Origin of the sequence: Amycolatopsis sp. NPDC058278 (genome assembly GCF_042881395.1) — a bacterium.
Taxonomy (GTDB): Bacteria; Actinomycetota; Actinomycetes; order Mycobacteriales; family Pseudonocardiaceae; genus Amycolatopsis.
Map to the genome: position 1 here is coordinate 74,760 of NZ_JBHVXZ010000018.1, position 25,520 is coordinate 100,279.

General features: G+C 72.0%; 25 protein-coding genes. 11 read left to right on the forward strand and 14 right to left on the reverse strand.

What is annotated here, in order from left to right; all coding sequences use genetic code 11:
- Window positions 1–27 precede the first annotated feature (27 nt).
- Both ACFVYA_RS12125 and ACFVYA_RS12130 read left to right on the forward strand, forming a co-directional pair.
- Window positions 28–831 (forward strand): class I SAM-dependent methyltransferase, encoded by an 804-nt coding sequence (locus ACFVYA_RS12125; RefSeq protein WP_387044683.1) that lies wholly within the window; start codon window positions 28–30, stop codon window positions 829–831.
- On the forward strand, window positions 831–1,364 hold the full coding sequence (locus ACFVYA_RS12130; protein ID WP_387044684.1) for a TetR/AcrR family transcriptional regulator: 534 nt from the start codon (window positions 831–833) through the stop codon (window positions 1,362–1,364). Before ACFVYA_RS12125 ends, ACFVYA_RS12130 begins: the two co-directional genes overlap by 1 nt.
- On the opposite strand, the gene ACFVYA_RS12135 is transcribed toward ACFVYA_RS12130, so the two are convergent.
- On the reverse strand, window positions 1,361–1,915 hold the full coding sequence (locus tag ACFVYA_RS12135) for a suppressor of fused domain protein (RefSeq protein WP_285989349.1): 555 nt from the start codon (window positions 1,913–1,915) through the stop codon (window positions 1,361–1,363). The genes ACFVYA_RS12130 and ACFVYA_RS12135 overlap by 4 nt on opposite strands.
- A gap of 82 nt (window positions 1,916–1,997) precedes the next feature.
- Here ACFVYA_RS12135 and ACFVYA_RS12140 point away from each other — a divergent pair, with 82 nt between their 5' ends.
- Window positions 1,998–3,068, forward strand: coding sequence for an NAD(P)/FAD-dependent oxidoreductase (locus ACFVYA_RS12140; protein WP_387044685.1), 1,071 nt, complete (start codon window positions 1,998–2,000; stop codon window positions 3,066–3,068).
- 102 nt (window positions 3,069–3,170) lie between these two features.
- Here ACFVYA_RS12140 and yaaA read toward each other — a convergent pair whose 3' ends face one another.
- Entirely contained in the window at window positions 3,171–3,917 is a 747-nt protein-coding gene (gene yaaA, locus ACFVYA_RS12145; RefSeq protein ID WP_285989351.1) for a peroxide stress protein YaaA, read from the reverse strand.
- Window positions 3,918–3,972: 55 nt separating this feature from the next.
- Between yaaA and ACFVYA_RS12150 the strand changes: the two genes are divergently transcribed.
- The 3 genes from ACFVYA_RS12150 to ACFVYA_RS12160 are packed head-to-tail and all read left to right on the forward strand — an operon-like array spanning window position 3,973 to window position 6,002.
- On the forward strand, window positions 3,973–4,926 hold the full coding sequence (locus tag ACFVYA_RS12150) for a GNAT family N-acetyltransferase (RefSeq protein ID WP_387044686.1): 954 nt from the start codon (window positions 3,973–3,975) through the stop codon (window positions 4,924–4,926).
- A gap of 55 nt (window positions 4,927–4,981) precedes the next feature.
- Window positions 4,982–5,815: a helix-turn-helix transcriptional regulator gene (locus ACFVYA_RS12155; RefSeq protein WP_387044687.1), complete on the forward strand. Its 834-nt coding sequence runs from the start codon at window positions 4,982–4,984 to the stop codon at window positions 5,813–5,815.
- 25 nt (window positions 5,816–5,840) lie between these two features.
- Window positions 5,841–6,002, forward strand: a complete 162-nt coding sequence (locus ACFVYA_RS12160) for a DUF397 domain-containing protein (protein ID WP_387044713.1) — start codon at window positions 5,841–5,843, stop codon at window positions 6,000–6,002.
- Here the strand turns inward: ACFVYA_RS12160 and ACFVYA_RS12165 are convergent.
- The 3 genes from ACFVYA_RS12165 to ACFVYA_RS12175 all read right to left on the reverse strand — a co-directional run bounded on the left by ACFVYA_RS12165 (window position 5,983) and on the right by ACFVYA_RS12175 (window position 9,607).
- Window positions 5,983–6,885 carry a 2-hydroxyacid dehydrogenase gene (locus ACFVYA_RS12165; RefSeq protein ID WP_387044688.1) on the reverse strand — a complete coding sequence of 301 codons (903 nt, stop codon included), beginning with the start codon at window positions 6,883–6,885 and terminating at the stop codon, window positions 5,983–5,985. The genes ACFVYA_RS12160 and ACFVYA_RS12165 overlap by 20 nt on opposite strands.
- Window positions 6,886–6,901: 16 nt before the next feature.
- Window positions 6,902–8,713 (reverse strand): S1 family peptidase, encoded by a 1,812-nt coding sequence (locus ACFVYA_RS12170; protein ID WP_387044689.1) that lies wholly within the window; start codon window positions 8,711–8,713, stop codon window positions 6,902–6,904.
- Window positions 8,714–9,253: 540 nt separating this feature from the next.
- Window positions 9,254–9,607, reverse strand: a complete 354-nt coding sequence (locus ACFVYA_RS12175; RefSeq protein WP_387044690.1) for a VOC family protein — start codon at window positions 9,605–9,607, stop codon at window positions 9,254–9,256.
- A gap of 123 nt (window positions 9,608–9,730) precedes the next feature.
- Here ACFVYA_RS12175 and ACFVYA_RS12180 point away from each other — a divergent pair, with 123 nt between their 5' ends.
- From ACFVYA_RS12180 to ACFVYA_RS12190, 3 genes are all read left to right on the forward strand, one after another.
- Window positions 9,731–11,479 carry a proline--tRNA ligase gene (locus ACFVYA_RS12180; RefSeq protein WP_387044691.1) on the forward strand — a complete coding sequence of 583 codons (1,749 nt, stop codon included), beginning with the start codon at window positions 9,731–9,733 and terminating at the stop codon, window positions 11,477–11,479.
- Window positions 11,479–12,342, forward strand: a complete 864-nt coding sequence (locus ACFVYA_RS12185; protein ID WP_387044692.1) for a hypothetical protein — start codon at window positions 11,479–11,481, stop codon at window positions 12,340–12,342. The genes ACFVYA_RS12180 and ACFVYA_RS12185 overlap by 1 nt, the downstream gene beginning before the upstream one ends.
- Window positions 12,343–12,447: 105 nt before the next feature.
- Window positions 12,448–13,134 (forward strand): hypothetical protein, encoded by a 687-nt coding sequence (locus ACFVYA_RS12190; protein WP_387044693.1) that lies wholly within the window; start codon window positions 12,448–12,450, stop codon window positions 13,132–13,134.
- On the opposite strand, the gene ACFVYA_RS12195 is transcribed toward ACFVYA_RS12190, so the two are convergent.
- The 4 genes from ACFVYA_RS12195 to ACFVYA_RS12210 all read right to left on the reverse strand — a co-directional run bounded on the left by ACFVYA_RS12195 (window position 13,112) and on the right by ACFVYA_RS12210 (window position 19,775).
- Entirely contained in the window at window positions 13,112–15,172 is a 2,061-nt protein-coding gene (locus ACFVYA_RS12195) for a bifunctional lysylphosphatidylglycerol flippase/synthetase MprF (protein ID WP_387044714.1), read from the reverse strand. The two genes, ACFVYA_RS12190 and ACFVYA_RS12195, sit on opposite strands and share 23 nt — an antisense overlap.
- 293 nt (window positions 15,173–15,465) lie before the next feature.
- Window positions 15,466–15,663 carry a hypothetical protein gene (locus ACFVYA_RS12200; protein WP_387044694.1) on the reverse strand — a complete coding sequence of 66 codons (198 nt, stop codon included), beginning with the start codon at window positions 15,661–15,663 and terminating at the stop codon, window positions 15,466–15,468.
- Window positions 15,660–18,797, reverse strand: coding sequence for an RHS repeat-associated core domain-containing protein (locus ACFVYA_RS12205; protein ID WP_387044695.1), 3,138 nt, complete (start codon window positions 18,795–18,797; stop codon window positions 15,660–15,662). Before ACFVYA_RS12205 ends, ACFVYA_RS12200 begins: the two co-directional genes overlap by 4 nt.
- Before the next feature lie 282 nt (window positions 18,798–19,079).
- A complete protein-coding gene (locus ACFVYA_RS12210; protein ID WP_387044696.1) occupies window positions 19,080–19,775 on the reverse strand; it encodes an HAD family hydrolase in 696 nt (231 codons plus the stop codon).
- 105 nt (window positions 19,776–19,880) lie between these two features.
- On the opposite strand from ACFVYA_RS12210, the gene ACFVYA_RS12215 reads away from it, so the two are divergent.
- Window positions 19,881–20,882 (forward strand): ABC transporter permease, encoded by a 1,002-nt coding sequence (locus ACFVYA_RS12215; protein WP_387044697.1) that lies wholly within the window; start codon window positions 19,881–19,883, stop codon window positions 20,880–20,882.
- On the opposite strand, the gene ACFVYA_RS12220 is transcribed toward ACFVYA_RS12215, so the two are convergent.
- Genes ACFVYA_RS12220 through ACFVYA_RS12230 form a run of 3 tightly spaced genes read right to left on the reverse strand, consistent with a single transcriptional unit; the run spans window position 20,820 to window position 22,799 of the window.
- Window positions 20,820–21,230, reverse strand: a complete 411-nt coding sequence (locus ACFVYA_RS12220; RefSeq protein WP_285989367.1) for a secondary thiamine-phosphate synthase enzyme YjbQ — start codon at window positions 21,228–21,230, stop codon at window positions 20,820–20,822. The two genes, ACFVYA_RS12215 and ACFVYA_RS12220, sit on opposite strands and share 63 nt — an antisense overlap.
- A gap of 10 nt (window positions 21,231–21,240) precedes the next feature.
- On the reverse strand, window positions 21,241–22,443 hold the full coding sequence (locus tag ACFVYA_RS12225; RefSeq protein WP_387044698.1) for an MFS transporter: 1,203 nt from the start codon (window positions 22,441–22,443) through the stop codon (window positions 21,241–21,243).
- Window positions 22,440–22,799, reverse strand: a complete 360-nt coding sequence (locus ACFVYA_RS12230) for a cupin domain-containing protein (RefSeq protein WP_387044699.1) — start codon at window positions 22,797–22,799, stop codon at window positions 22,440–22,442. The genes ACFVYA_RS12225 and ACFVYA_RS12230 overlap by 4 nt, the downstream gene beginning before the upstream one ends.
- 60 nt (window positions 22,800–22,859) lie before the next feature.
- Between ACFVYA_RS12230 and ACFVYA_RS12235 the strand changes: the two genes are divergently transcribed.
- Window positions 22,860–23,519, forward strand: a complete 660-nt coding sequence (locus tag ACFVYA_RS12235) for a TetR family transcriptional regulator (RefSeq protein WP_387044700.1) — start codon at window positions 22,860–22,862, stop codon at window positions 23,517–23,519.
- On the opposite strand, the gene ACFVYA_RS12240 is transcribed toward ACFVYA_RS12235, so the two are convergent.
- A complete protein-coding gene (locus tag ACFVYA_RS12240) occupies window positions 23,504–24,148 on the reverse strand; it encodes a response regulator (protein ID WP_387044701.1) in 645 nt (214 codons plus the stop codon). The two genes, ACFVYA_RS12235 and ACFVYA_RS12240, sit on opposite strands and share 16 nt — an antisense overlap.
- A 10-nt stretch (window positions 24,149–24,158) precedes the next feature.
- Window positions 24,159–25,457 (reverse strand): sensor histidine kinase, encoded by a 1,299-nt coding sequence (locus ACFVYA_RS12245; protein ID WP_387044702.1) that lies wholly within the window; start codon window positions 25,455–25,457, stop codon window positions 24,159–24,161.
- Window positions 25,458–25,520 lie beyond the last annotated feature (63 nt).

A 25,520-nucleotide genomic window follows, 5' to 3' on the forward strand; every position in this document is an offset into this window, starting at 1 on the left:
CGAACGTTCATTCATTATGCTGGCCGCATGCACACCGCCAGCCGGACCGCCGAGCACGTCGCCTTCTTCCGCGCCCTCGAGACCCGGCGCCGCGACCGGCTCTTCGCCGACGACCACGCCATCCGGTTCCTTTCCGCCCGCTACCGCTGGCTCGTGCGGGCCGCCACGGTCCCGCTCGTCGGGCACGGCATCGCGCGGCTCATCGACCACCGCTACCCGGACGGGCCCCGCACGTCCGCCGTGGCCCGCACCCGGCTGATCGACGACCTGCTCGCCGAAGCCCGGCCGGACCAGGTCCTGCTGCTCGGCGCCGGCTACGACAGCCGGGCCCACCGGATCCCCGGGATGCCGCCCACCTACGAGGTCGACCGCGCGGCCACCCAGCAGGCCAAGCGGCAGCGCGTCCCCGATCGGGCGCACGTGCACTACGTCCCCGTCGATCTCGGCTCCGAAAGCCTCGCCGCGGCCCTCGGCGGTTTCCCCGGGAAGCGCACCGCGGTCATCTGGGAAGGCGTCACTAACTACCTCACCGAGCGGGCCGTCGACGCGACCCTCCGCGACCTGACCAGGATCGTCGCGCGCGGCAGCACGGTCATCTTCACCTACGTCGACCGCTCGGCGCTCGGCGCCGACACCCCGTGGCACCGGGAGGTCGAGAAGGTCGGCGAGCCGTGGACGTTCGGCCTCCACCCCGCCGACGTGCCCGGCTACCTGGCCGAACGGGGCCTCGACCTGAAGGGCGACCTGTCGGCGGAGGAAGCGGCCGCGCGCTACCACCGGGACGAGCCCGCCGCCGGGTTCTACCGGATCGCGTGGGCGGTGGTCCGGTAATGCCCAAGGTCAGCGCGGAACACCTGACGAACCGCCGCCGGCAGATCCTCGACGCCGCGGCCGGCTGCTTCGCCCGCAACGGGTTCCACCGCACGTCGATGCAGGACATCGTCAAGGAGTCCGGTCTGTCCGCCGGGCTGATCTACCGGTACTTCACCGGCAAGGAGGACATGATCCTCGCGATCGTCGGGGAATGGCACACGACCCGCTCGGCCGGCCTCGGCTCCGCGGGCGACCCGCTCACCGCCTACCTCGGCCTCCTCCGGGAGATCGCGGATCCGGCGGCGGCGCAGCAGCGGAACCTCGGGCTGCAGGCGTGGGCCGAAACCGTCCGCGAACCCCGGATCCGCGCTCTCGCGCGCCAAGGCGTGGAGGAGCAGCTCGAGGCGTTCGCGGACGTCGCACCGGAACCCTTGATCCGCGTGCTCGTCGCTGTCTACCAGGGGCTGCTGCTGCAGGCCTCCTGGGACGACAGCCTGGACGTCGAGGCGTTCGTGGCGGCGGTCGGCGACCTCGTGCGGCGCCGTGTCTAGACCACCGGCGCGCGGCGGACGTCGTAGAGGTCCCAGTCCAGCTGCCAGAACGCCTCGATGCCGTGCTCGCGGATGTACTTCCGCTCGGTGTCGTGCACGGGGTAGCAGCCCGCGATGCTGATCGGCGCGCCGCCGATGTCGATCAGCGTGTACTGGTGCGCGTCGAGGCCCGCCGGCGCCGAAACGGCGAACGCCGTCATCGACGACTCCGGGGCGATCGGCTGGCCGAAGTCGATGGTGTCGCCGTAGACGAACGGGCACGTGCCGCGCAGCTGCTCGGCCAGGTAGCCGATGGCCAGCGCCCAGATCGGGTCGTCGGACCGGACGCTGATCCACAGCTCCGGGCGCACGCCGTGCCAGTCCGGGTGGTCGGCCAGGGAAAGGCCGTAGGTCGCCCCGGTCAGGTAGCGCGGTTCGGGCTCGTCGGCGTAGACGAACGCGATGACGTCGTCGAGCCCGGGCTGCGTCGAGGGAATGGGCTGCAGCCGGGGCGCGGCGGACCCCGTCAGGGTGTCGAGATGGGCGGAATACCGCTCGGCACGACTCGGCATGGCGCGCAGCATACGACCGGCCGGCCGTCGGCGTGGGTTATCCCGTTGGTCCGGGCGCGGCAAGATCGGGCAGGGTGGGAGCATGCGAGTGCTCGTGATCGGCAGCGGAATCGGCGGCGCGGCGACGGCCTGGCACCTCGGCCGCCTCGGCGCGGAAGTGATCTTGGCGGACGCGGCCCGCCCGGGGACGGCGACCGAAGCCGGTGCCGGCATCGTCAGTCCCTGGACGTCGCGCCGGGACGACGCGCTGTACCCGCTCGCGGCGGCCGCCGGCCGGTACTACCGGGAGTTCACCGCGGAGCTCGAAGGTTCGTCGTTCGAGGTGGTCGGCGGAATGGTGGTGTCGGCCGACGACGCGGAGCTGGCGGAAGCGCACGAGCGGCTGACGTCCCGGGCGGCGGACGCCCCCGAGATCGGCGAGGTCCGGCGCCTCGACCCGGCGCAGGCCCGCGAGCTGTTCCCGGCGCTGGCGCCCGGGCTGGGCGCGGTGCACCTGGCGGGCGCCGGCCGCGTCGACGGGCACCTGCTGCGCCGCGCCCTGCTGGCGGCCGCCGAGCGCCGGGGCGCGAAGTTCGTCGAGGGCGAAGTCGCGTTCCGCGCCGACGGCACGGTGGCGAGCCCGGACGGCCCGCTCGAAGCGGACAGCGTCGTGGTCGCGGCCGGCGCGTGGAGCCGGGAACTGCTGGCACCGCTGGGCATCGACCTGCCGGTGACGCCGCACCGCGGCCAGATCAGCCACTTCGACCTGCCGGGCACGGAAACGGCGGCGTGGCCGGTGGTCCTCCCGCGCACCGGCCACTACCTCCTGGCGTTCGGCGGCGGCCGGGTGGTGGCGGGCGCGACGCGCGAGGCGGAGTCGGGCTTCGACTACCGCGTCACGGCGGCCGGGCAGCGCGAGGTGCTGGAGAACGCGCTGGCGGTGGCGCCGGGTCTGGCGGACGCGACCCTCGCGGAGACCCGGGTCGGTTTCCGCCCGGGCACGCCGGACGGGCTCCCGGTGCTGGGCCTGATCCGCCCGGGCCTGGCGGTGTCGACGGGCTTCGGCGCGGGCGGGCTGACGAACGCACCGTTCGCCGGAAAGCTGGTGGCGGCGGTGGCGGTGGGCGAGGACCCGGGCTTCGATCTGAGCCCGTTCGCGCCGGACCGGTTTTGAGCGGATTCCGCCTCCGCGTGGCTTCCGAGGAGGACTGGAAGGGGGGCGGCGAGCCTCGACGGGGAGTGAACGACCGCTCCGGGGCGTTGTTCGAGCGGGCCGTCAGCCCTCGGTGACCAGCTCCAGTGCGTGCTCGCCGGTGCGCTCGACCACCAGCCCGGCCTTGGTGATCACCTTCACCAGCTGGTCCACAGTGGACGGCTCGGCGCGGGTGGCCGCCAGCACGTGGGCCAGGCGGCCCTTGTACGCCTTGTTGAAGTGGCTCACCGTCACGCGCTCGCCGCGGGCGTTCTCCGTCACCACGCGGACCGTCACCGCGTCCGGGCGCAGCTTCGCGAACGCCGAGTACGTCCCCGAGCGCAGGTCCACCACCAGGCCCTCGACCTCCCGCAGCACCGGCTCGAGGACCGGCTTCCACAGCCCCCGGACGGTGCCCAGCGCCGGCAGCGAGTTGCCGCCCGAGAGGCGGTACGCCGGGATCGGGTCGGTGGCCGACACCACGCCGAACAGCGATGACGTCACCGCCAGCCGCCGGTGGGCCTTCTCCAGCCCCGCCTTCGTGAAGCTCTTCACGTCCAGTGCGTCGTACAGCACGCCGGTGTAGCGGCGCAGCGCCGGCATCGTCGGGGACGTCCGCAGCTCCGCGTTGCGCGCCACTTCGCCCGCCTGCCGCTCGGTGAGGCCCAGGGCCGCGATGCTGGCCGGGACGTCGGCGGCCAGCTCGGCCAGCGCGTCGGCGAGCTTCGCGCGCGTCGGGTTCAGCTCGGGGAACGACAGCGCGTCGAAGTCGAGCGGGCCGCCGCGGCCGCCGTCGGCCTTGGTCTCGGAAGGGGGGAGGAGCACCAGCACGCCCCGAGCGTAAATCGGGGTGCACGGACGCCGCCGCCCGGCCTAGCCTCCCGGCATGGACCTGACCTGGCGCCCGTTGGCCCTCGACGACGCTCCCGCCCTCGCCCGGCTGTACGCGGCCGCCGAGGAAGTCGACCGGACGGGTGAGCACTTCAGCGCGGAAGACCTCCACGACGAGCTGGACGCCCCCAACGTCGACCTGCCCCGCGCCACCGTCGGCGCCTGGGCGGGCGACCGGCTCGTGGGCTACGGCCTGGTCCGCCGCCGCGACGCCGCCGATCCCGTGCACATGATCCGGCTCCAGTCGGTCGTGCACCCGGAGCACCGCACCGACGCCGTCGGCACTCACCTGGTCGAGTGGTTCGCACGCACGAGCCGCGAGGTCCACGAGCGCGCCTTCCCGGGCGCGCCCCTCGAACTGCACCACGGCAGTCACCAGAACGAGCGCTGGATCGCGGACGTCCTCGCCCGCGCGGGCTACACGCACGGCCGGACGATGGTCAACATGCGCGTCGGCCTCGCGGACCTGCCGCCGCAGCCCCCGCTGCCGGACGGCTTCGAGGCGGTGCCCTTCGACTTCGAGCACGACCTCGCCGCCCTCGACGCCCGCAACGACACCTTCGCCGGCCACTGGGGCAGCACGGTCTACGAGCCGGACGCCTGGCGCCACCTGGTCACCGGCTCGAAGGACTTCCGCCCGGAGCTGTCGTTCCTCGTCCTGGACGGCGACAAGGTGCTGGCCTTCGTGCTGAGCCACCACTACGCGTCCGAAACCGCGGCGACGGGCATCCGCGAGCACTACGCCACCTGGGTGGGAACCCGGGCCGCGCTGCGCGGCCGCGGTGTCGCGTCCGGGCTGCTGGGGCACACGCTCAAGGCGGCGAAGGAGGCAGGATTCGACCGGTCCGCCCTCAACGTCGACGTCGACAATGCGCACCGCGCGCTGGGTGTTTACGAACGGTGCGGATATCGCGTCGACGACGAATGGCACGTGTACGTGCTGTCCTGAAATCGGGACGCCCCACCGCCGATCGGGGAATGGACGGCATTCGTACCATCACGACATGAAGCCGACTTCCACCTCGCCCGGTTCGAGGGCATTGGCCGCGTCGCTGCGCGAAGTGCGAGTAGCGCGGGGAAAGGGACTGCGCGAACTCGCCCGGATGGTCCGGATTCTGCCGCAGTTGCTGTCGGCGTGGGAAAAGGGCCAGCGGGTGCCGCAGCCGGAGGACGTGGCGAGGCTGCTGGGCGCGCTGCGGGTCGACGACGTGACGTACGACCGCATGATGCGCCTGGCCAGGCACGCCCGCGACGACAACTGGCTCGACTCGAACCCGTCGGACTTGCCGCCGGCGCTGAGCGGGATCGTGGAGTACGAGCGCACCGCCACCCGCATCACGAACTGGGAACTCGCCATCGTGCCGGGCCTCCTGCAGACACCGGACTATGCGCGAGCGATCCTGACCAATTCGGAGATCGAGCTGCCGCAAGCCGACACGAGGCTGGTCGCGCGGTTGAACCGGCAAGGGATTTTGGCGAGGCCGGATCCGGTCCGGCTCACCGCTTTGGTGGGCGAGATCGCCATCCGGGAAGAAATCGGCAGTGCCGAGGTGATGTCGGATCAGATGGATCATCTGCTGACGATGATGCAGCGGCCGAACGTTTCGCTCCGGATCGTGCCCGCGAATATCGGCTACCATCGGGGGTTGATGGGCTCATTCATCTTGTACGAGTTCGCCGGTCTCCCGCCGATCGTGCACTTGGAGAACTCGCACGCCACCGCGTTCCTCCACGAAGACGATGTGGTCAACAGCTACCGGAAACAAGCTAAGATCCTCGCTGGCAAGGCACTGAGTGAAGACGACACCCGAGCCGTGCTTCGGGAGGTCGCGCGATAACCCGGGAGGCCTCGGCGTGAAGGACATGGTCTGGCGCAAGTCGAGCTACAGCGGTGCCGAGTCCAACTGCGTCGAGGTGAAGCTCGACCGCTCCGTCGGCATCCGGGACACGAAGGCCCGGGCGCACGGCGAGCTGAACGTCTCGCGCGCCGCGTGGGCCGCCGCCGTCAGTGCTCTACGAGGTTGAGCAGCTCCTCGCCCTTCGCGTACCTCCGCAGCTGCTCGGCCGCGAGCTTCTTCGCGCGCGGGTAGAACGACGCCGACCCGCCCGCGATGTGCGGCGTGATGACGACCCCCGGCACCGTCCACAGTGGATGATCCGCGGGCAGTGGTTCCGGGTCCACGACGTCGAGACCGGCGCGGAGGCGTCCGGTGCGGGTCTCGGCGAGGAGGGCGTCCGTGTCGATCGCCGTGCCGCGGCCGACGTTGATCACCAGGGCGTCGTCGGGGAGGGCGGCGAGCTCGCCGGGGCCGATGAGGCCGCGCGTCGCCGGGGTGTCGGGCAGGATCAGCACGACGATGTCGGCCTCGGGCAGCAGTGCGGGCAGTTCGGCGACGCCGTGGACGTCCTCGGCCGGGCGGGGGCGGCTCGCCACCCGCGTCACCACGGCTTCGGCGGCGACGAGCTGACGTTCGACGGCCTGCCCGATCGAGCCGTACCCGACGAGGAGCACCCGGCTGTCGGCCAGTGACCGCGTGTGTTCGCGGACCCACTCGCCGCGCGTCTGCTGCGCGAACCAGCGCGGCAGGTCCCGCTGCGCCGCGTGGATGAGCGCGAGGGCGTGCTCGGCGACGCTGAGGTCGTGCAGCCCGCGCCCGTTCGCCAGGCGCACGCCGCCGGGGAGCAGCGGCACGAGCGTCTCGACGCCGGCCGACAGCGACTGCACCACCCGCAGCGACGGCAGTTCCTTGATCAGCTTCGGCGGCTCGGGCCCGCGGTCGTAGGGCAGCACGTAGAACTCGACGTCCCCGAGATCGGCCGGAGGGGCGCCGACGCCGTCGTAATACGCGGCGTCGAGCCCCTCCGGCACGTCGATGTCGGTCCACGGCAGCAGTACGCGAGCGCTCATGCCGCCTTTCTACCCGCTACCGCGTGTAGTAGCCCTGCAGGTCGACGATCATGTCCATCGAGCCGTCCGAGTTGCGGACGTCGAACTTCGCCCCCGAACCGAGCCGGACCGTTACGGCGTTGGACGTGTTGTCGCCCACCATGATGTTCACCGTCGAGGGGACGCTGTTGCTGTACGGCAGGTCGTGCGACCAGGCGCTCAGGAACGTCGTGACGCTCGGCTGCGTGCCGGTCAAGTTCACCGCCGCGGCGGTCGCCCCGGCCGGCAGCCCGCCGACCGGCACCGTGCGGATCGCGCCCGGGCCGAGCGGCGCCGGCGTGCCGACACGAGTGTCGAGCAGGCGGGTGGGCGTGCTCAGCGCCGCGTACCGGCTGCCCGAGTCGCCGGGCACGAACGAGCCGACCACCGACAGCAGCACGTGGCTCTGGCCGTGGTGCAGGAAGATGCGGATGGCGCCGTCGTCGCCGATCCGCACGAGCGACTGGGCCGCGCGGTGCTCGTTCGGCACGATGTTCAGCGTCGACGGGCCGGGGGTGCCTTGGGCGAAGACGCTGAAGAAGGTGTCGGAGTCGCTTTCGGTCCCGGTGAGGTTGACGGCCACGGCGACGGCGTCGGCGGGGACGCCCGCCACGCCGCGGACCGGCACCGTCACGACCTCGCCCGGGGTCAGCTTGCCCGGGTGCCCGCCGAGCGGAGTCCGGGTGTCGAGCAGCAGGTCAGGCTGGTCTTTCGGCTGGTAGGTCGACTCGCCGGAGGCGCTGTAGTAGCCGAGGTAGTCGACGATGACGTCGATGTCGCCGGCGTTGTTGCGGACCTTGATCTTGCCGTCCGGCCCGACCGGGACCACGGCCATGCCGGCGGCGGTGCGGCCGCCGGTGATGTTGACGTTGGACGTCGTGGGCAGGGTGTCGCCGTAGGCGGTCAGGAAGGTGCTGGAGGTCCCGCCGGTGCCGACCAGGCTGACCGCGACGGCACTGGCGCCGGCCGGCAGGCCCGGGACGGTGACGGACACGGATTCGCCCGCGGCGAGGGGCTTCTTGTGGCCGCCGGTGTCGGTGCGGGTGTCGAACACGCGCTGGGCGGTGGGGAGTGCGGTGTAGGCGTCGCCGCGGAGGCGGAGGCCGATCCAGGCGGCGATGTCGTCGATGCGGGTCTCGACGGTGCCCTGGCGCGTCTCGTTCGAGCCGAGGCAGCCGGCCTGCCACGAGGAGTGGTGGAGGCCGGCGAGCTCGACGGTGCCGTCGTGCTCGCGCAGGAGGGGACCGCCGGCGTCGCCCTGGCAGGTGGTGGCGGTCGCCGGGTCCCCGAGGACGGCGAGGGTGGTGGCGGTGACGTTCTGCACGGAGACCGGGGCGGTGTGGAGCTTGTCGGGCACCCATTCGGTGGCGGTCCGGCCGTAGCCGGCGACGCGCAGGAGCTCGTTCCGGGCGGGGGCGGCGGTGCCGATGGCGACGGGGGTGACGCCGGTGACCGGCGCGGCCAGCTTGGCCAGGGCGACGTTGCGGTCGGTCCGGAAGAGCAGGTCGACGACGGCGCGTTCGGTGCCGGCGGTGCCCCGCTGCCCGACGACGGCCTTGGTGGCGAGCTTCGGCGGACCGGCCTGGGTGCCGTTTTCGGGGAAGCAGCTCGCGGCGGTGACGACCCACTGCGGCGCGACCAGGGCACCGCTGCACCCGTGGACCCCGCCGACTTCGAGCTTGGTGGCGAAGGCGTAGGCCCCCTCGGCAGCCGGGCTGCCGCCGGTGACGGCGGCGGCGGGAACGGCGGCGACAACGCTGACAACGCCGACAACCGCGGCGGCGAGCGCCACCCCGGCCCTTCTGGGCATGGTGAAGGCACCCTTGACGGGCAGCATGGATCCCCCTGGGAATCGAAATTTCGTCGTGAACGGGATATGTCGAGGTCACCCCGCACCAAGGACCCCCCGTTCCTGGCCGCGCCGATGCTAGCGGGTGGCGTTGGCGGGTGGCCAGTAGCCGAAAGGCGGGTGTGGAGGGGATGGGCTGAACGGACGATCACGCGGCGGGGGCCGAGGGAGCGGCTGTTGCCGCGGGCAAGGCATCGAGTCCGGCCCCTGCTGTGCGGACCACCGAGCAGGCCCCCGTCGCACGGCGTGGCTGAGCGCGAGGGCGTGTTCGGCGACGCTCGGATGCAGCCTGCACCCGTTCTCCGGCGGCAGTGCGCGAGCCGTTTTCCGGTACGAAAAAGCCGGAGTGCGTCTCGCCGGTCGTGGAATCCCTCAAAGGCGCGGAAAGTGTCACGTGGCCGCGCGGCGGGGCGCTCGCCTGGCGGTACGGTGAAGACCTGTACCGCGTTTCCTCTTCAATGGTGCGAAATCGCTCACCCGGAACGTGCCGCCGTGCTCCGCTCAGTGCACCCCCGCCGACACGCAGAACTCGTTGCCCTCCGGGTCCACCAGCACCGTCCACGCCAGCCCCGGGACTTCGTGCTCCGCCACCTCCTTCGCGCCCAGCTCCACCAGCCGCTTCACCTCGGCGTCGCGGTCGTCACCGCCGAAGTCCACGTGCACCCGGTTCTTGCCCGCGCGGGCCTCCGGCACCCGCTGCAGCCCCACCGCCAGCCCGCCTCCCGGTGGCGGTGCCAGCATCACGAACTCGCCGTAGTCCTGCGCCACCGTCGTGCCCAGCGCCGCCGTCCAGAACTCCGCCAGCCCCTGCGGGTCCGCGCAGTCGATCGTGATCATGCCCATGTGGATCGCCATGCCCCGAAGCTAGCGGTCACCACCGACAAAAACGGGCCGCCGAGTAACCCGTTGGAGTCTCGGCCGGGTGGTTGACTACCCTGAGCGGGACTTTCACACCCGCCCGGAGCAGGGAGCCCCCCAGTGATCACCAGGACTTCGTCGTTGTTCCTTCGCACGTTGCGCGAGGATCCGGCGGACGCCGAGGTACCGAGCCACCGGCTCCTGGTACGCGCCGGCTACGTCCGCCGGGTCGCCCCGGGCGGGTACTCCTGGCTGCCGCTCGGCCTGCGCGTGCTGCGCCGCATCGAGGCCGTCGTGCGCGAGGAAATGAACGCCATCGGCGCGCAGGAGATCCAGTTCCCCGCGCTGCTGCCGAAGGAGCCCTACGAGGCCACCGGCCGCTGGACCGAGTACGGCGACGGCCTCTTCCGCCTCAAGGACCGCAAGGGCGCCGACTACCTCCTCGGCCCGACGCACGAGGAGCTCTTCGCCCTCACCGTCAAGGGCGAGTACAGCTCGTACCGCGACTACCCGGTCACGCTCTACCAAATCCAGACGAAGTACCGCGACGAAGCCCGTCCCCGCGCCGGCATCCTGCGCGGCCGCGAGTTCGTCATGAAGGACTCCTACTCCTTCGACCTGGACGACGACGGTCTCGCGCGCTCCTACCAGGCCCACCGCGACGCCTACGTGAAGCTGTTCGACCGGCTCGGCCTCGAGTACGTCGTCGTGAAGGCGACGTCGGGTGCCATGGGCGGCTCGGCGTCCGAGGAGTTCCTCGCGGTCGCCGAGACGGGCGAGGACACCTACGTCCGCAGCACCGAGTCCGGGTACGCGGCGAACGTCGAAGCCGTCGTCACGCCCGCGCCCGCCGCGCAGCCCGTCGAGGGCCGCCCCGAGGCGCAGGTGCACCACACGCCGAACACGCCGACCATCGAGACGCTCGTCGGCTTCCTCAACGAGGCCGGCCTGGGCCGCACGTTCACCGCCGCGGACACGCTGAAGAACGTCATGCTCAAGACGCGTCAGCCGGGCTCGGACGAATGGACGCTCGTCTGCGTCGCCGTCCCGGGTGACCGCGAAGTGGACATGAAGCGCCTCGAAGCGTCGCTGGAGCCGGCCGAGGTCGCGCTGCTCGACGAGGCCGACTTCGCGAAGCACCCGTTCCTCGTCAAGGGCTACATCGGCCCGAAGGCGCTGCAGGACAACGGCGTGCGCTACCTCGCCGACCCCCGGATCGCCCCCGGCACCGCCTGGGTCACCGGCGCCGACAAGGTCGACCACCACGTCGTCGACCTGCTGGCCGGCCGCGACTTCACCCCGGACGGCACGATCGAGGCCGCCGAGGTCCGCGAGGGCGACGCGTCGCCGGACGGGCAGGGCACCCTGGTCGCCGCGCGCGGCATCGAGATCGGGCACATCTTCCAGCTCGGCCGCAAGTACACCGACGCCTTCGAGGTCGACGCGCTCGGCCCGGACTCGAAGCCGATCCGGATCACCATGGGTTCCTACGGCGTCGGCGTCTCGCGGCTGGTCGGCGTGCTCGCCGAGCAGAACCACGACGACCTCGGCCTGATCTGGCCGCGCGTGGTCTCGCCGTTCGACGTGCACATCGTCATCGCGGGCAAGGACGAGACGGTCGCGGCCGGCGCCGAGAAGATCGCCGCCGAGCTGGACGCGGCCGGTGTCGAGGTCATCCTCGACGACCGCAAGGCGACCCCGGGTGTCAAGTTCGCGGACGCGGAGCTGGTCGGCGTCCCGACCATCCTGGTCGTCGGGCGCGGGCTGGCCAACGGCGTCGTCGAGGTCAAGGACCGGCGGACCGGCGAGCGCGAGGAAATCGCGGTCGACGCGATCGTCGAGCACCTGGTCAAGCTCGTCCGGGGCTGATGAGCCGGTTCTCACGGCGTTCCGAAAACACCACAGACGCCACGCCGGGGTACGAGGACAACGCGGCGCTTCGCGGGTTCGGCGGTTACGAACCCGCGGACGCGCCGCGCGCGCAGCCGAAGCGGATCCGCCCGAAGCCGAAGCCGCTGAAGTGGCGGCGGGCGCCGTGGTTCGGCCTGGTGTTCATCGCGCTGGTCGCCGGCGTGCTGAACGCGCTGGGCGTCGGCAAGCAGCACCCGGCGTCGTCCTCGCCGCCGACCGCGCCGCTGGTGGCGACGCCTTCGCCGCGCGCGGCGGTGCCGGCGGTGGTGGCGGGCTGGCAGTCCGTGGCGGGTCGCGACGGCTCGTACGCCTACGACGTCCCGCCGAACTGGCAGCCGGCACCCGGCACCCAGCACGGCTGGGACGGAATCAGGCTGATCACGAGTGCCTTCCTGGGCAAGTGCGGCCAGGCGACGCTGGGTGGCGCGGGCCTCACCACGGAACCCCTGGCCGACGTCGATGCGGCGGCGCGCAAGGCCGCCACGGACCTCGCGACGGCCGCGTACGGCGGGACACCCCAGCTGAGCCCGGGCCCGGACGCGCAGGTCACGAAGGCCGACGGCACGGCGATCCCGGCCCGGATCGTGGTCGCCGAGGTGACCCCGGCGCAGACGGGGGAGTGCGCGGCCCGGCACGCGCTGGTGGCGGCGCTGGCGTTCGGCGGGGATGCGGAGACGTCCGGCGTGGTGGTGGCGTACGCGGACAGCGACCGGTCCGGGCCTTCGATCCGCGAGGACCTGGTGCGGATCGTGCGGAGCTACCGGTTCGTCCCGGTGGCGGACCGGGGAACGACGACTCCGCCGCCGACCACGTACCGCTAGAGCCCGGTTGTCGGCGCTCCCGGCGCCGATGCGATGTGCGCGAACAGATCCGCGGTTTGCCGCGTCCGCTTCCGCCGAGCGCCGGACTTCGGCAGGCTGCGGGGCATGAGCGGTGATGCGGAGAGACGGCTCGCGGTGATCCGGGCCTTCGCGCTCGGCGTGCTGGCGACCGGGGGGTTCGTCCTGATCTTCGGGCCGCTGCTGGCCAAGGCCTGGATCTGGCTCGTCGAGCCGCGGGATCCGGACTGGTGGGGCGCTTCCGGCCAGTGGGTCGGGGGCATCGGCACGATCGGCGCGGTCGTGGTGGCGTTGTGGATCGCCATCCGGGACGGGCGGCTCGCGCAGGCGGACCGGCGGGAACGGGACCTGCGCGAACGGCAGGAGCAGGCCGCGAAGGTCACCGCGTGGATCGAGCGGGCCGAGCCCGGCTCCGGCGCCGCCGGGTACATGGTCGTGTCGAACGCGAACGCCGAGGCGATCAACCACGTCGTCGTCTCGTTCGACCTCGTGCACAACCTGCCGATGACCGGGTCCACCCTGCACCGCGGCCCGCACATCGAGGACGACGAATACCTCTACGCCATCCTCCCGCCCGGGAAGTGGCGGATGCCGATCCGCGAGGAGTGGCAGCGCCCGGACATGACCCCGGGGGTGATGCTCGCCTTCACCGACTCGCGGAACGGCCACTGGCTCCGCCTGACCGACGGCCGGCTGATCCCGAAGGAGCAGAACGTGGTCAGCAGGCGGAAGATCCGGTTCCCGCAGCGGATCAGCGTGCCCGAGAGCTACTGACCAGCTTGGCCAGCTGCCGCAGGCGGACGTCCGGCAGGTACGCCCGGCTCAGGGCCAGGCCGACGCGCGGAAGGTCGGCTTCGTCGCGGAAAGCCAGGTACAGCGGGACGTGCCTGGGCTGGAACTTCGCCTTGAACGCGTGCAGGGAACGGAATCCGTAGTACGGCTCCATCACGCGGCCCAGCGACTCCAGCACCCGGTCCACCGGGCGCGCCGGGCCGGAGCTGCTGCGGGCCAGCGGGGCACCCGAGAGCGAGACGAACCGCGCGCCTTCGTCGCGGAATGCCAGGCATGCCGAGGCGATCAGGAACTCCATCACCGGGCGGAAGCCGTGGGCGCTGCGGCGCATGACGTCCAGCGTCCAGCCGCCGATCTTGCCCGCGCCCGTGTGGACCGGCAGCCACGACGTCACGCCGTGGACCGTGCCCTCCGCGTCGACCGCCAGGCCGACCCGGGTCGCCGGGTCCATCGCCTCGTCGAGGCCGCCGAGGGTGAAGCCCATCTCCGGCATGGCCTTGCCGGACATCCACTCCTCCGACAGCGCCCGGACCTGCGCCAGGATCGGCTCGGGCTGATCGGCCAGGCGGACCAGCCGGAACTCGATGTCCTGCTTGGCCGCCTTGTTCAGCGCCGAGCGGACGTCCTGCCAGGCCTTGCCGCGGAACTCGAGGCCGTCGAGGTCGAGCACGTTGTCCTCGGCCACCTGGACGTGCTGCCAGCCCAGCTCGCGCGTCGCCGCGACGGTGGCCTCCGTGACCGAGAAGACGCACGGCACCAGCCCGGAGTTTTCGCACATCGCGGCGAATTCGGTGACCGTGGCGGCCGCGGTGCCGTCCGGCGCGATCGGGTCGCCGAGCGCGACCGCGACCCCCGCGTGGCGGCGGTAGGCGAGGTACGACCGGCCGTCCCCGCGGACGAAGTAGGTGTTGCGGGGCCAGGTCGTCATCCACGACAGCGTGCTGCCGCCGTGGCGCCCCAGCAGGCTGCGGGCCAGCGCCGGTCCCGGGCCCTGCGCGTGGCGCCGCAGCCGGCGTCGCGACGGCACGCGGAAGGCGTGCCGCGCGGCGATCAGCACGGCCAGCTCGACCGTCCACAAGAGATTGTCCACGAAGAACAGCGGCAGGCCGGCGGTGTCGTAGTCCCCGCCGAAGATGTCGGCCACCCCGAGGAGCGTCGCGACGGCGAGACCCTGCACCGTCACGAACGCCGACAGCCCGACCGCCCAGCGCCACGCGACGCGGCTGCCCTTGCGCAGCCCGTTCAGCATCGGCACCACCAGCAGGACCAGGACGACGAGCTCCGGCGCCGACAGCGAAACGCCGTCGTCGGAGCCGAACGGGCCGTCACCGGGCACCAGGAACATGACGATCTCGGCGATGGTGAGCAGCAGCAGACCGGCCACGGCGAGCACCCGCCATTCCCGCAGGTTCGGCGTCGCCACCTCGCCCGCCTGCCGCGTGCCCACCAGGCGCTTGCCGAGCGGGAGCGCCAGCAGCAGCGCGAAGAAGTGCACGAGGTCGGCCAGCGTGCCGACGTAGATGATCGCGACCCCGGCGTACACGCACAAGCCGGCCCGCAGCCGCAGGGCCCACGGCGGCCGCAGCGTCGCGCTGGCGATCGCCACCGCGGCGAGCGCGCCGCCGGAGAACCCGACGTCCAGGCTGCCCGCGACCCGCTCCGCCCACAGCCAGCCGGAGTTGCGGGAGAGCGCGAGGAACTGGGTCGCGACGAGCACCGAGACGAGCTGGCCGACGATCGTCACGGCCATCGCGCGCCGCGTCCCCAGCTTCCACTCGGCGAAGCCGGCGAAGAGCGCGAAGCTGCCGACCATCGGGAGGTAGTACAACGGGACCACGGCGAAGAACGGCCCGGTGAGCATCGTCCACCACCGGCCCGCCTCCAGCGACGGCAGTCCGTAGGCGACGAACGGGTAGGCCGCGCGGTCTTCGGCGGCGTTCCACAGCGCCCCGGTCACAACGGCCAGCACCAGCATCGCGAGCGTGACGCCGCTGGTGAACGGCAGCCGCTGTCTCAACACCGCAACCGTGCTCCGGATGCGGCCCCCTCCGGCGGGCTTGCCCGCCGTCCCTGCGTCAGTCATGGGGAAGAGTCTGTCGAGTTCCCGCCGCCGTGGACATCGGGCAAGGGAACGAGATTTCCCCTAGGGGAATCGTCCTTTCGGCTGAGGGTCATCCCCCTCCGAAGGAGGATGCGCGCTGGTCAGCGATCGGTCAGGCCCCGGCAGCGCGGCCGACCCTGGCCGGCGCCGGGAGGATTCCCGCAGCGAGCGTACTGCGGGAATCCTCCCGGCCCCTTCGAGCTCCGGGCCGGTCAGCCCTTTTGCTTGTGGCGGGATTGCCAGCTGTCGAACGCGGCGAGAGCGAGCCCCGCGCCCAGCGCGGCCGCTCCGACGATCATCCACGGCACCCGGTCGTAGACGATCAAGCTGACCACGACGAGCACCAGGTAAAGCGGGATCGTGATCGCGTAGAACCGCTGCCGCTTCGACCAGCTGTGCTTGGCTGTCACAGCAGGCCCTTCAGCCCGGCGACGAATTTCCCGCCGACGCCGAAAGCTGCGTAGGCACCGGAGCTGAGCGCATCGTCACGAACTTCCTTCCGTGTACCGCCGCCGATCGTCGACCCGAGGCCGGCTCCGGCGGAAGCCCCCAGCCCACCCAGGACGATACCGACGCCCACACAGCCGGCGCCCGCGGTCACCGGACAGGCCGCGGCGAGACTGCCGACGAGGATTGTGCCGACCACGGCACCGAGCCCTGCACCCCAGGTCGAACCGGTGCTCGCGCCGGTGGGATCGCTGTTGTCGATCGGGTCGCCCTTGCCGTAGGCGTAGGCGTTGTTCTCCTGGCCGGTGGGGTCGGGCTGGGTGAAGCGGGCGTAGGCCGGGTTGTAGTGGCGGTAGCCGGTGAGGTATTCGCTGCTGGCGAGCTGGTAGGTGCCGAGCCAGCGGAGCCGGTTGGCCGAGCCCGCCGGGCCGGTGATGCCGGTGTTGAACCCGTAGGGCGTGTAGGTGTAGCTGGCGGTCACCGCGCCGGTGTCGTCGACCAGGGCGAGGACGCTGCCCTGGTAGTCGGTGATGGCGTTGTGGTGCTTGCCCGCGGCGTCGACCAGCCCGGTGAGGGTGCCGTCGACGTCATGGGCGTAGGTCGTGGCGGCGCCGTTGTCCACGGTCCGCGAAATACCCAGCGCGGTACGGGTGAAAACGTGCGTGACGTCGCTCGACCCGACCCGCTCGGTGATCGAAGCGGGCTGCGTCTGGTCGAGGGTGTCGTAAGACCCGCTGAACAGCGTGCCCGAACTGGACGTGACCGAGGTCCGCTGGTTGGTGTCGCTGTAGTGCGCCTCGCCCCCGGGGTTCGTGGTGATGAGGTTGCCCGCGCCGTCGTAGCCGACCGTGATGCTGTCGATCTTGGTCATCTGGTCGGCGTCGTTGACGGTGTAGGTCCGTCCGTCGCCGGAGGTGATGTTGCCGGCGTTGTCGTAAGCGTAGGTGCGGCTGCCCGCCTTGGTGAGGCGGCCGAAGCCGTCGTAGGTGTTGTCGGCGGTGCCGGTGGAATCGGTGCGGGACTGCACCTGGCCGGTGTCGGTGCCGTCGGCCTTGGTGTAGCGGTAGCTGGTCGACAGCAGCGTCGTGCCCGCGGAGTTCTTGACGGTGATGCCGGTCTGGCGGCCGGCTTTGTCGATGCCGATGGTCTGGGTGCTGCCGCCGGGCAGGGTGGCCGAGGTGCGGTGATCGGCGTTGTCGTAGCCGTAGGTGGTGGTCGTGTTCGCCTGGTCCTTGACCGAGGTCAGCCGGTTCGCCGCGTCGTAGCCGTAGTAGATCCAGCCGGTGGGGTCGTCGACGGCGGTGACGTTCCCGGCCGGGTCGTAGTGGTAGGTCGCGGTCTGCGTGCTGGTGCCCGCGGTGCGCACGACGCGGGTGAGCAGGCGCCGTTCGTAGCTGTTGGTGAAGGTGGCGGTGGGGTAACGGGCGACGGTGCGGTTGCCGGTCTCGTCGTAGGTGTAGGCGGCCAGGCCGGTGCCGTCGGCTTTGGCGACGGAGATGACGTGGTCGAGCCGGTCGTAGCCGTAGACCAGTTTGACGCCGTTGCCGTCGGTCACACTGGCGACGCGCGAGAGCGAGTCGTAGGTGTAGGTGGCCGGTTTCAGCGGCAGCGGCGGGGTGACCTTGGTCAGGTTCCCGGCGCTGTCGTAGCCGTAGCTGGTGACGTGCCCGTTGCCGTCGGTGGCGGTGGCGACCAGGCCGGTGGTGTAGGTGTACTTCGCGACGTCGGCGTTGAGCGCGTCGGAGTGCACGGCGGTGACGTTGCCGGCCTTGTCGTAGGTGTTGTTCACCTTGTTGCCGGAGAAGTCCGCGACCTGGGTGGGCAGGTGCGGGTGCGCGGTGTCGGTGTAGCCGACGCTCATCGCCGCGCCGGTGGGCAGCTTGCCGCCCTTGAGGTTGTTGAGCGGGTCGTAGTCGTAGGTGACCGAGTTGCCGGTCGCGTCGGTCAGCGAGTTCACGTCACCGTGGGACGACCACGCCTGGTCCCGGGAGTGCCCGAGGGCGTCGGTGGCCTTGGTCTGCCGCCCACTGCTGTCGAAGGTGTAGGTGCTCTTGTGCCCGTTCGGGTCGGTGACCGTGGTCGTGCCGGAGTCGTAGGCGTACCCGGTGACACTGGCGACGCCGCCGAAGTTCGGCTCGCTCACCTGTGTCACCCGGCCGCCGCCGTCGTAGGACAGCGTGTACACCCGCCCCAGCGTGGTGGTCAGCGTCGTGATCCGGCCGTCGGCGTCCAGCCCGAACGTCATGCTGTCGCCGGCCCGGTTGGTGATCTTCGTGAGGTGCCCGTTGCCGTCGTAGCCGTAACCACCGGCCGTCAGCCCCGCCGGGTCGGTGACCGCGGTGATGCGGCCGTTGCCGTACGCGGCGGTCGTGACCCGGCCCTGGGTGTCGGTGATCGACGCCAGCGTGCCGTCGGTGGCGTTGTAGCGGTAGGTGATCGTGTGCCCGTTGCGGTCGGCCTGCGAGAACAACCGCCCATCCCCGGTGAACGACCAGGCTTCACCCGAGGAGTCCTGCGTCACGGCGTAGCTGCCGTTGGGCAGTTTCGTCATCGTGGCGTGCATGCCCGACGGCGGGGCGAAACTCCCGTCGTCGTTCCTGGTGAACACCGCGCAGTACCCGGTCGGGTCGTAGAGCACCACCCGCCGGTCGGGGGCGGGGTAGATGTCGAGCTCCAGGTCGGGGCCGCCGGAGACGGTCCAGAACCTCCCGAACGCTCCGGGACGGGTGGTGATGCTGTTGTAGACCGCGTCGACCGACATGTTCAAGCCGGTGCCCTTGACCGTCAGCGCCCGGTCGGTGATGACCGCGTTGCCGTTGTAGCGGTTGACCAGCAACTCCGTGCGGTCCGAGATCGCGTACCGGTCCATCGCGAACCACGGCTGGGTCCCCGACTGGCTCGATGCGCACACATCCGACTGGACCGACGCACCCGATCTCGGCGCCGGTCTCGCCGGCACCTGGTCGGCCGGAACACCGGTCGGCGTGCGGTTCACCTGCGCCGGCGGCGTCCACGACACCGGCAGCGGCACGCCGCCCTGACCGGGCCGCGGGGCGGCCACCGCCGTCGCCGGAACCGCGGCGATCAGTGCGGCCACGGAACTGAACGTGATTGCGCGCAGCACAAAATGCCGCAACGATTTCCGTTGCATAATAAGGTGAATCTCCCCTCGGAACCTGCCGGTTCCACCCCGGGCGACACGATGTCGCCAGACCTCGCGAATTTATGACCACTGATCACCGGATCGCGAGCCGGGAAGGTCTCAACCACTCGAACGTCCTAACGCCGATCACACATATTGCTCCGATCGGCAGACCGCACGCCCGCGCGCAGGGCAGGCCGGAAACCCGGCCCGGGCAAGCTTTTCGGCGGTCGCGGCTCAGCCGAGGACCGCGCGCCGGACCGCCTCGGTGTCGGTCAGGTCGGGCAGCACGGTGTGGGCGCCCTCCGCCCGCAGTTCCTCGGCGGAATAGTGCCCGGTGGCCACGGCGACGGAGATCGCGCCGTTGTCGACCGCGGCCCGGACGTCGTTCGGCGTGTCGCCGATGACGACGACCGCGTCGGCGCCGAACTCGGTGCCGTGCTTGGCCGCCGCCAGCCCCACCGCGTGCGGGACCAGATCGGGGCGGTGCACCGACAGCGTCCCGTAGCCGCCGATCTCCAGGTCGAGGTGCTCGTCCAGGCCGAAGGGGACGAGCTTGTGCCGCGAGATCTCCGGCAGGTTGCCGGTGACGAGCGTCTGCACGACGTCCCCGCCGGCGGCGAACGCGGTCAGCGCCTCCGCCGCCCCCGGCAGCGCGCGGGCCGTCTCCGCGAACGTGTGCCGGTGGCGTTCGGACTCCGCCACCAGCGCCTTGAACAGCGCCTGGATCGTCTCCTCCGCGGCCTCGAAGCCGTTCGCGGTGAGCAGGTCGGTCGTCGTCGCCCGCTCCGTGCGGCCCCCGAACACCGGGTGCACGCGCAGGGTCGCCCCGGTCGCGGCGGTGAACGCGGCCCCGTACCAGGCCGCGCCCAGTTCGGAGAAGTCCACGAGCGTGTGGTCGATGTCCCAGAGCACCAGCCGCTTCTTCGTCACGGCTCCGAGGCTACCGGGGACGTTATTCAACACGCGTTGACTTCGGGGAGGCCGGGTCGTACCTTGGGTCCTAATTCAACAAGTGACGAATAAATGGAGGCAGTGATGACCCGTCCCGCGGGGGTACTCGCTCCGGTCGCCGCCGTGGCCGGCGCGCTGGTGGCGGTGGTGCTCGGATTCCTCACCTTCGGTGCGCAGGCGACTGTCGCGCCCGACGGCGTCCCGGTCGCCGTCGCCGCCCCGCCGGAGATCGCGCAGCGCATCGCCGCGCACGGTGGCGGCCAGCTCGCCTGGACCGTCGCGACCCCGGCCGAAGCGCGGCAGCTCCTGGAAGACAAGAAGGTCTACGGCGTCCTCGAAATCGCGCCGGGGCCGGCCGTGACCGTGGTGACCGTGGTGACCTCGGGGGCGGTCAACCCGGCCGGCACCCAGGTCGCGCAGCAGGCGCTGACCGGCACCGCGACCGCGCTGGGTGGCGCGCCGAAGCAGGAGGTCCTGCACCCGGCGGGGGTCGCGGGCCGGGTCGCGCCGCTGGCCGCGAGCGCGCTGGCGTGGATCGGCGCGCTCGTCGCCGGGCTCGCGCTGACGCAGCTCGCGAAGCGGACCGGCCGCCCGATCGGGGCCGGCGCGCGGTTCCTGCAGGTGACCGGGGCCGGCGTGCTGATCACGGCGGTCGTGGCCGGGTTCTTCGCGCTGTGGGACTCGACGTTGCCGCTGACCGCGGACGTCCTCGGCTTCGTCTTCCTCGCCGCGACGGCCTTCGCGGCACTGCAGGCCGCGCTGCTGCGCCTGCTGGGCCTGCGCGCGATGGCCGTCCTCGCGCCGCTGTACCTGGTCGCGCCCGCGGTGGCCGGGCAGGTGCCCGAGCTGCTCGACCCGGCCTACCGCGCGCTGCTGTGGTCGTGGACGCCGTTCCGGTTCTCGGCCGAAGGCCTGCGCAGCCTGCTGCAGGGCGTACCGGACGCGCCGGACGTGACGACCGGGCTGTGGGTGCTCGGCGCCCTGCTGGCCGGGGGCCTGGTGGTGGCACTGTGGCCGGGCCGGTCAGCCCGCCAGGAGGCTGAACCGCACCTTGCGGACGGGGTTGTCGAGGTTGGTGTCCACTAGGCAGATCGACTGCCAGGTGCCGAGCGCCAGGACACCGCCGAGCACCGGGACCGTCGCGTAGGGCGGCACCAGCGCCGGGAGCACGTGGTCACGGCCGTGACCCGGGCTCCCGTGCCGGTGCCGCCAGCGGCCGTCGCGGGGGAGCAGCTCGTCGAGCGCGGTCAGCAGGTCCTCGTCGCTGCCGGCGCCGGTTTCCAGGATGGCCAGCCCGGCGGTGGCGTGCGGGACCCAGACGTGCAGCAGCCCGTCGGCGGCGTCGGCGTCGCGCAGGAAGGCCTCGGCTTCGTGGGTGAGGTCGTGGACGACGGCTTCGGAGCCGGTGCGGACCTCGATCTCGGTGGAGTACATGCGGCCCAGCCTAAGGAGCCACGGGCTCCTTCGCGGGTTCGGCGGTCACGGTGAACGCGAACGCCGTCAACGCCGCCAGGAGCACCGCGCCGGCGAAGTAGGGGACGGCGGGAGCGACCTCGTACAGGCCGGTCCCCAGCAGCGGCCCGCCCATGAACGCCAGCGCGCTGCTCGACCCCATGAGCCCGGCGACCGCGCCCTGCTCGTCCCGGGTGGCGAGCAGGGTCGGCGCGGACATGAACCCCGGCGTCGCGAACCCCATCCCGGCGCCGAGCGCGGCCACCCCGGCGCCGAGCAGGAGCCCGCCGGAGCCGACGGCCACCACGAGCATCCCGCCGGTCATGACGGACGCGCCCACCCGCACGAGCCGCAGCGGTGTCCAGCCCAGCCGTGGGACGGCGACCACCTGGACGAGGATGATCATCCCGGCGCCGGCCAGCATGACCAGGCTGGTGACGCGGCCGGTGTCCTGGGTGGTCAGGTGCAGCCGGTCCTGCACCAGGAAGCCGACGGTCATCAGGACGATCGCCAACGCGAGGTACAGGCCGAAGCCGATGGTCAGGAACGGCCACAGGCGCCGGTCGAACGGGCTGACCTTCACCCTCACCGGCCGGGTCGCGCGCTTCGGCGGTTTCGGCAGCGCGAACGTGATCACCACGGCGATCACGGCCAGGACGACCGGGGCGGCGTAGACCGGGACGAGCAGGTTCCCGGTGAGGCTCAGCAGGCCGCCCAGCGCGGGACCGGCGGCGAGCGCGAGGCCTTGGGCCGCACCGAAAGCGGCCATGCCCCGCACCCGTTCGGCGGGCCCGTCGGTGACGTCGGCGATGTAGGACTGCGCGGTCACCGGCGTCGCGGCCCAGGTGAGGCCGAACAGGACGCCGCGGGTGAGCAGAACGGCCGTGAACAGTGCCGGCACGGCCAGGGCCTTCGCCAGGCCGAGCTGAGCGACGACGGCGAACCCGAGCAGGCTCGCCATGGCGCCGAGCAGGGAGAACAGCAGCACCGGCCGGTGTCCCCAGTGCGCGGTCCGGCGGCCCCAGAACGGGCTGGCCAGCACGACTCCCGCGCCGCCGACGGCCCACACGGCACCCAGCGCGAACTCGCTGAACCCGAACTCGCGGGCCAGCGGCGGCAGGATCGGGTTGAGCAGCTGCTGACCCGCCATCAGGCCGAACACGGCCAGGCAGACCACCAGGACCGGCCGTCTCACGCCACGGCCGTTTCGTGCTCGGTGCCGGTCCGGGGCGTGATCGACAGCAGGTCGCCGGGCTCGTCGACGCTCAGCCGGTGCCAGCGGCCGGGCGGGACGAGGACCGCTCGCCCGGCCGTCACCGTGGTCACCAGGCCTTCGTCGCGCAGGTGGACGCGCAGCGATCCGGAGAGGACGACGAGGACTTCGTGGCCTCCGGGGTGGCGCTCCCAGACGTGCGAGTGCACGGCGCGGTCGTCGGCGGCGTGGAACGCGCTGAGGGTCCACTGGCGCTCGTCGCCGCTGTCCCCTTGCTCGGCCACGCCCCCGGGCTGCAGCTGAATCACCGTGCTGAACAGGTCGTAGTTTTCGAACATGTTCCGAAAGTAGCACCGGCCGGCCGGAGCTGTCGAACGACTTGCGGGCATGATGGGGGTGTGCCACGACCCGCCGGCCGCATGGGGCGGCCGCCCTCGACGTCCCGCGAACAGATCCTCGAAGCCGCGCGGGCGATCCTCGACCGGGACGGCAGCGAGAAGCTCACGATCCGCCGGCTCGCCGCGGAGCTCGGCGTCGGCGCGACAACGCTGTACCACCACGTGCGCGACAAGGACGACCTGCTGGTCCAGCTGCTCGAGCACTACGCCGGGCAACTGCCGCGGCCGGGGCTGCCGGACGATCCGCGGGAGCGCATCGTCGCGGCGGCGATCCTGATGCACGACGCGCTCGCCGCCCGGCCCGAGCTCGCGGAGGTGCTCACGGCCGACGACTTCCTCGGCGAGTCGGCGTTATGGATGGTCGAGGAGATCGTCGGTGGCGCACGGGGCTGCGGGTGCTCGCCCGAGCGGGCCGTCGAGCTGTACCGGAGCGTCTGGTACTACACGCTCGGCGAAATCCTGGTCCGGGCGCGTGCCGGGCGGCGGGCGGGCGAGGACCGGCCCCGCTACCGCGACCAGGTGTTCGCCGCGCTCGACGACGCCCGCTTCCCGAACCTCGCCGCCGTCGGCGATCGCTGGCCGGAGCTGGCCGCGCGCGACACCTACCGGGCCGGCCTGCGCGCCTTCGTCGACGGGCTGCTCGCTCAGGAATCCAGGTAGCGCAGCACGGCGAGCACCCGGCGGTTGTCCCCTTCGGACGGTGGCAGGCCGAGCTTGCCGAAGATCGACGTCACGTACTTCTCCACCGAGCCGGGCGAAAGGAACAGCTCCGCCGCGATCGCGGAGTTCGACCGGCCTTCCGCCATCAGGCCCAGCACTTCGCGTTCCCGTGGGGTGAGCCCGCTCAGCGCGTCCGTCTGGCGGGTCGCCGAGAACAGCTGGCTGACGACTTCGGGGTCGAGGACCGTTTCGCCGTCCGCCACCCGGCGCAGCGCGTCGAGGAAGTCCGAGACCTCGGCCACGCGGTCCTTGAGCAGGTAGCCGACGCCGCCCGCGTGGTCGGCCAGCAGCTGGGCGGCGTACTTCGTCTCGACGTACTGGGAAAACAGCAGGATCGCGCAGCCCGGGAGCTCGCGACGCAGCGCGATCGCCGCCCGCAGGCCTTCGTCGGTGTGTGTCGGCGGCATCCTGATGTCCACAATGGACACGTCAGGTGCGTGGTCGTTGACCGCTTCGCGCAGCGCTTCGGCGTCCTTCACGGCGGCGACGACTTCGTGGCCGCGGAAGGTCAGCAGCTCGACGAGGCCCTGGCGCAGGATGGTGGAGTCCTCCGCGATGACGATCCGCATGCCGCGAACCCTAGCGGGGCAGCGGCACCCGCGCGGTCACTTCGGTCGGACCGCCCGGCGGGCTGGTGACGGTCAGTTCGCCGTCGACCGTCCGCAGCCGTTCGGCCACGCCGGCCAGCCCGCCACCCGGCACGATCCGCGCGCCGCCATGGCCGCTGTCGCGGACGCGCAACCGCAGGACGTCCCGCTCCTCGGTGACTTCGACCAGTGTCGTCCCGCCGTGTTTCGCGGCGTTCGTGAGCAGTTCGGCGGCGCTGAAGTAGACGATCGTCTCCAGCGAGGGCGGTGGCCGGCGCGGCAGGTCGACCGCGACCCGCGCGTCGATCCCGGACGTCGCGACGAGCGTGGCGAGGGCGACGTCGAGGCCCGCGTCCAGAGCGGCCGGGTGGATGCCGCGGGCGAGGTCGCGCAGTTCGGTCAGCGCCTGTTTGGCGTTGGCGTGCGCGGCGGTGACCAGCTGTTTGACCTGCGGGAGGTCGACGTCCGCCAGTTCGTCCTTGGCCAGGCCGAGCTTCATGGCCAGCGCGACGAGCTGGGCCTGCGCGCCGTCGTGCAGATCGCGTTCGATGCGCCGCAGCCGCAGGGCGGCGTCCTCGACCGCGGTCGCGCGGCTCGCTTCGAGGTCCCGCACCCGTTCGGACAGCACCCGTTCGCCGAGCAGCCCGACGACCAGCAGCCGGTCGAGGGCGACGAAGGCGTGCGTCACCCGCGGCAGCGCGACCAGCACGAGCAGCCCGGACGCCGACCAGGCCAGCGCGCCGACCCAGTGGTCGGCGCGGATGCCGAAGACGGGCAGCTGCCGTTCGCCGAGCGGGAACCAGAGGAAGGAGTAGGTGGTGGCGGCGAAGGCGTAGAGCGTCGCGGAGAAGACGGTGAGCAACCCGGCGAAGGTGAGCGGGAGGCGGAGCACCAGGTACCCGGCGGCGCGCCAGCCCGCGGGATCGCCGACGCGCGCTTTGACCCAGCTCCACAGGCCGGGCTTGAGTTCGGGCCGTCGCGGGGCGGGCACGCTGACACCGAGCAGGGCTTTCGCGAGCCTGCGGTGGGCGGCGCCGAGCCCCCGGGCGTAGGAGACGGCCCCGGCGAGGACGAGGAAGCCGAGCAGGACGGGGGTGAGCCAGAGCCCGAGCGCGAGGACGACGAGAAAGCTGAGCAGCGCGAAGACGGTGAGCGGGCCGGCGAGCCAGAGCCAGAGGTACTCGGCCCGGAAGTCCCGCGTGGCCAGGGGGCCGAAGACGCGGCGCAGCGGGTGGGGTGGGTCGAGCGTGGTCACGGGTTCAGTGTTGCCCGGGGCGGCGGCCGAGCCCATCCGGTTTTCCCCCGTCTGAGCCCCCGGGCGGCCCGGGGGCGCCCCCGAATTCCACGCTGCCGG

Excerpts from the sequence above, each read along its gene's own strand:
- ACFVYA_RS12220 (WP_285989367.1), bottom strand. The coding sequence starts at position 21,230 with ATGTACTCCACCGAGATCGAGGTCCGCACCGGCTCCGAAGCCGTCGTC.
- ACFVYA_RS12230 (WP_387044699.1), bottom strand. The coding sequence starts at position 22,799 with ATGTTCGAAAACTACGACCTGTTCAGCACGGTGATTCAGCTGCAGCCC.
- ACFVYA_RS12130 (WP_387044684.1), top strand. The coding sequence starts at position 831 with ATGCCCAAGGTCAGCGCGGAACACCTGACGAACCGCCGCCGGCAGATC.
- ACFVYA_RS12140 (WP_387044685.1), top strand. The coding sequence starts at position 1,998 with ATGCGAGTGCTCGTGATCGGCAGCGGAATCGGCGGCGCGGCGACGGCC.
- ACFVYA_RS12190 (WP_387044693.1), top strand. The coding sequence starts at position 12,448 with ATGAGCGGTGATGCGGAGAGACGGCTCGCGGTGATCCGGGCCTTCGCG.
- ACFVYA_RS12165 (WP_387044688.1), bottom strand. The coding sequence starts at position 6,885 with ATGAGCGCTCGCGTACTGCTGCCGTGGACCGACATCGACGTGCCGGAG.
- ACFVYA_RS12160 (WP_387044713.1), top strand. The coding sequence starts at position 5,841 with ATGGTCTGGCGCAAGTCGAGCTACAGCGGTGCCGAGTCCAACTGCGTC.
- ACFVYA_RS12240 (WP_387044701.1), bottom strand. The coding sequence starts at position 24,148 with ATGCGGATCGTCATCGCGGAGGACTCCACCATCCTGCGCCAGGGCCTC.
- ACFVYA_RS12125 (WP_387044683.1), top strand. The coding sequence starts at position 28 with ATGCACACCGCCAGCCGGACCGCCGAGCACGTCGCCTTCTTCCGCGCC.
- ACFVYA_RS12170 (WP_387044689.1), bottom strand. The coding sequence starts at position 8,713 with ATGCCCAGAAGGGCCGGGGTGGCGCTCGCCGCCGCGGTTGTCGGCGTT.
- ACFVYA_RS12245 (WP_387044702.1), bottom strand. The coding sequence starts at position 25,457 with ATGGGCTCGGCCGCCGCCCCGGGCAACACTGAACCCGTGACCACGCTC.
- ACFVYA_RS12135 (WP_285989349.1), bottom strand. The coding sequence starts at position 1,915 with ATGCCGAGTCGTGCCGAGCGGTATTCCGCCCATCTCGACACCCTGACG.
- ACFVYA_RS12150 (WP_387044686.1), top strand. The coding sequence starts at position 3,973 with ATGGACCTGACCTGGCGCCCGTTGGCCCTCGACGACGCTCCCGCCCTC.
- ACFVYA_RS12185 (WP_387044692.1), top strand. The coding sequence starts at position 11,479 with ATGAGCCGGTTCTCACGGCGTTCCGAAAACACCACAGACGCCACGCCG.
- ACFVYA_RS12175 (WP_387044690.1), bottom strand. The coding sequence starts at position 9,607 with ATGGCGATCCACATGGGCATGATCACGATCGACTGCGCGGACCCGCAG.
- ACFVYA_RS12215 (WP_387044697.1), top strand. The coding sequence starts at position 19,881 with ATGACCCGTCCCGCGGGGGTACTCGCTCCGGTCGCCGCCGTGGCCGGC.
- ACFVYA_RS12155 (WP_387044687.1), top strand. The coding sequence starts at position 4,982 with ATGAAGCCGACTTCCACCTCGCCCGGTTCGAGGGCATTGGCCGCGTCG.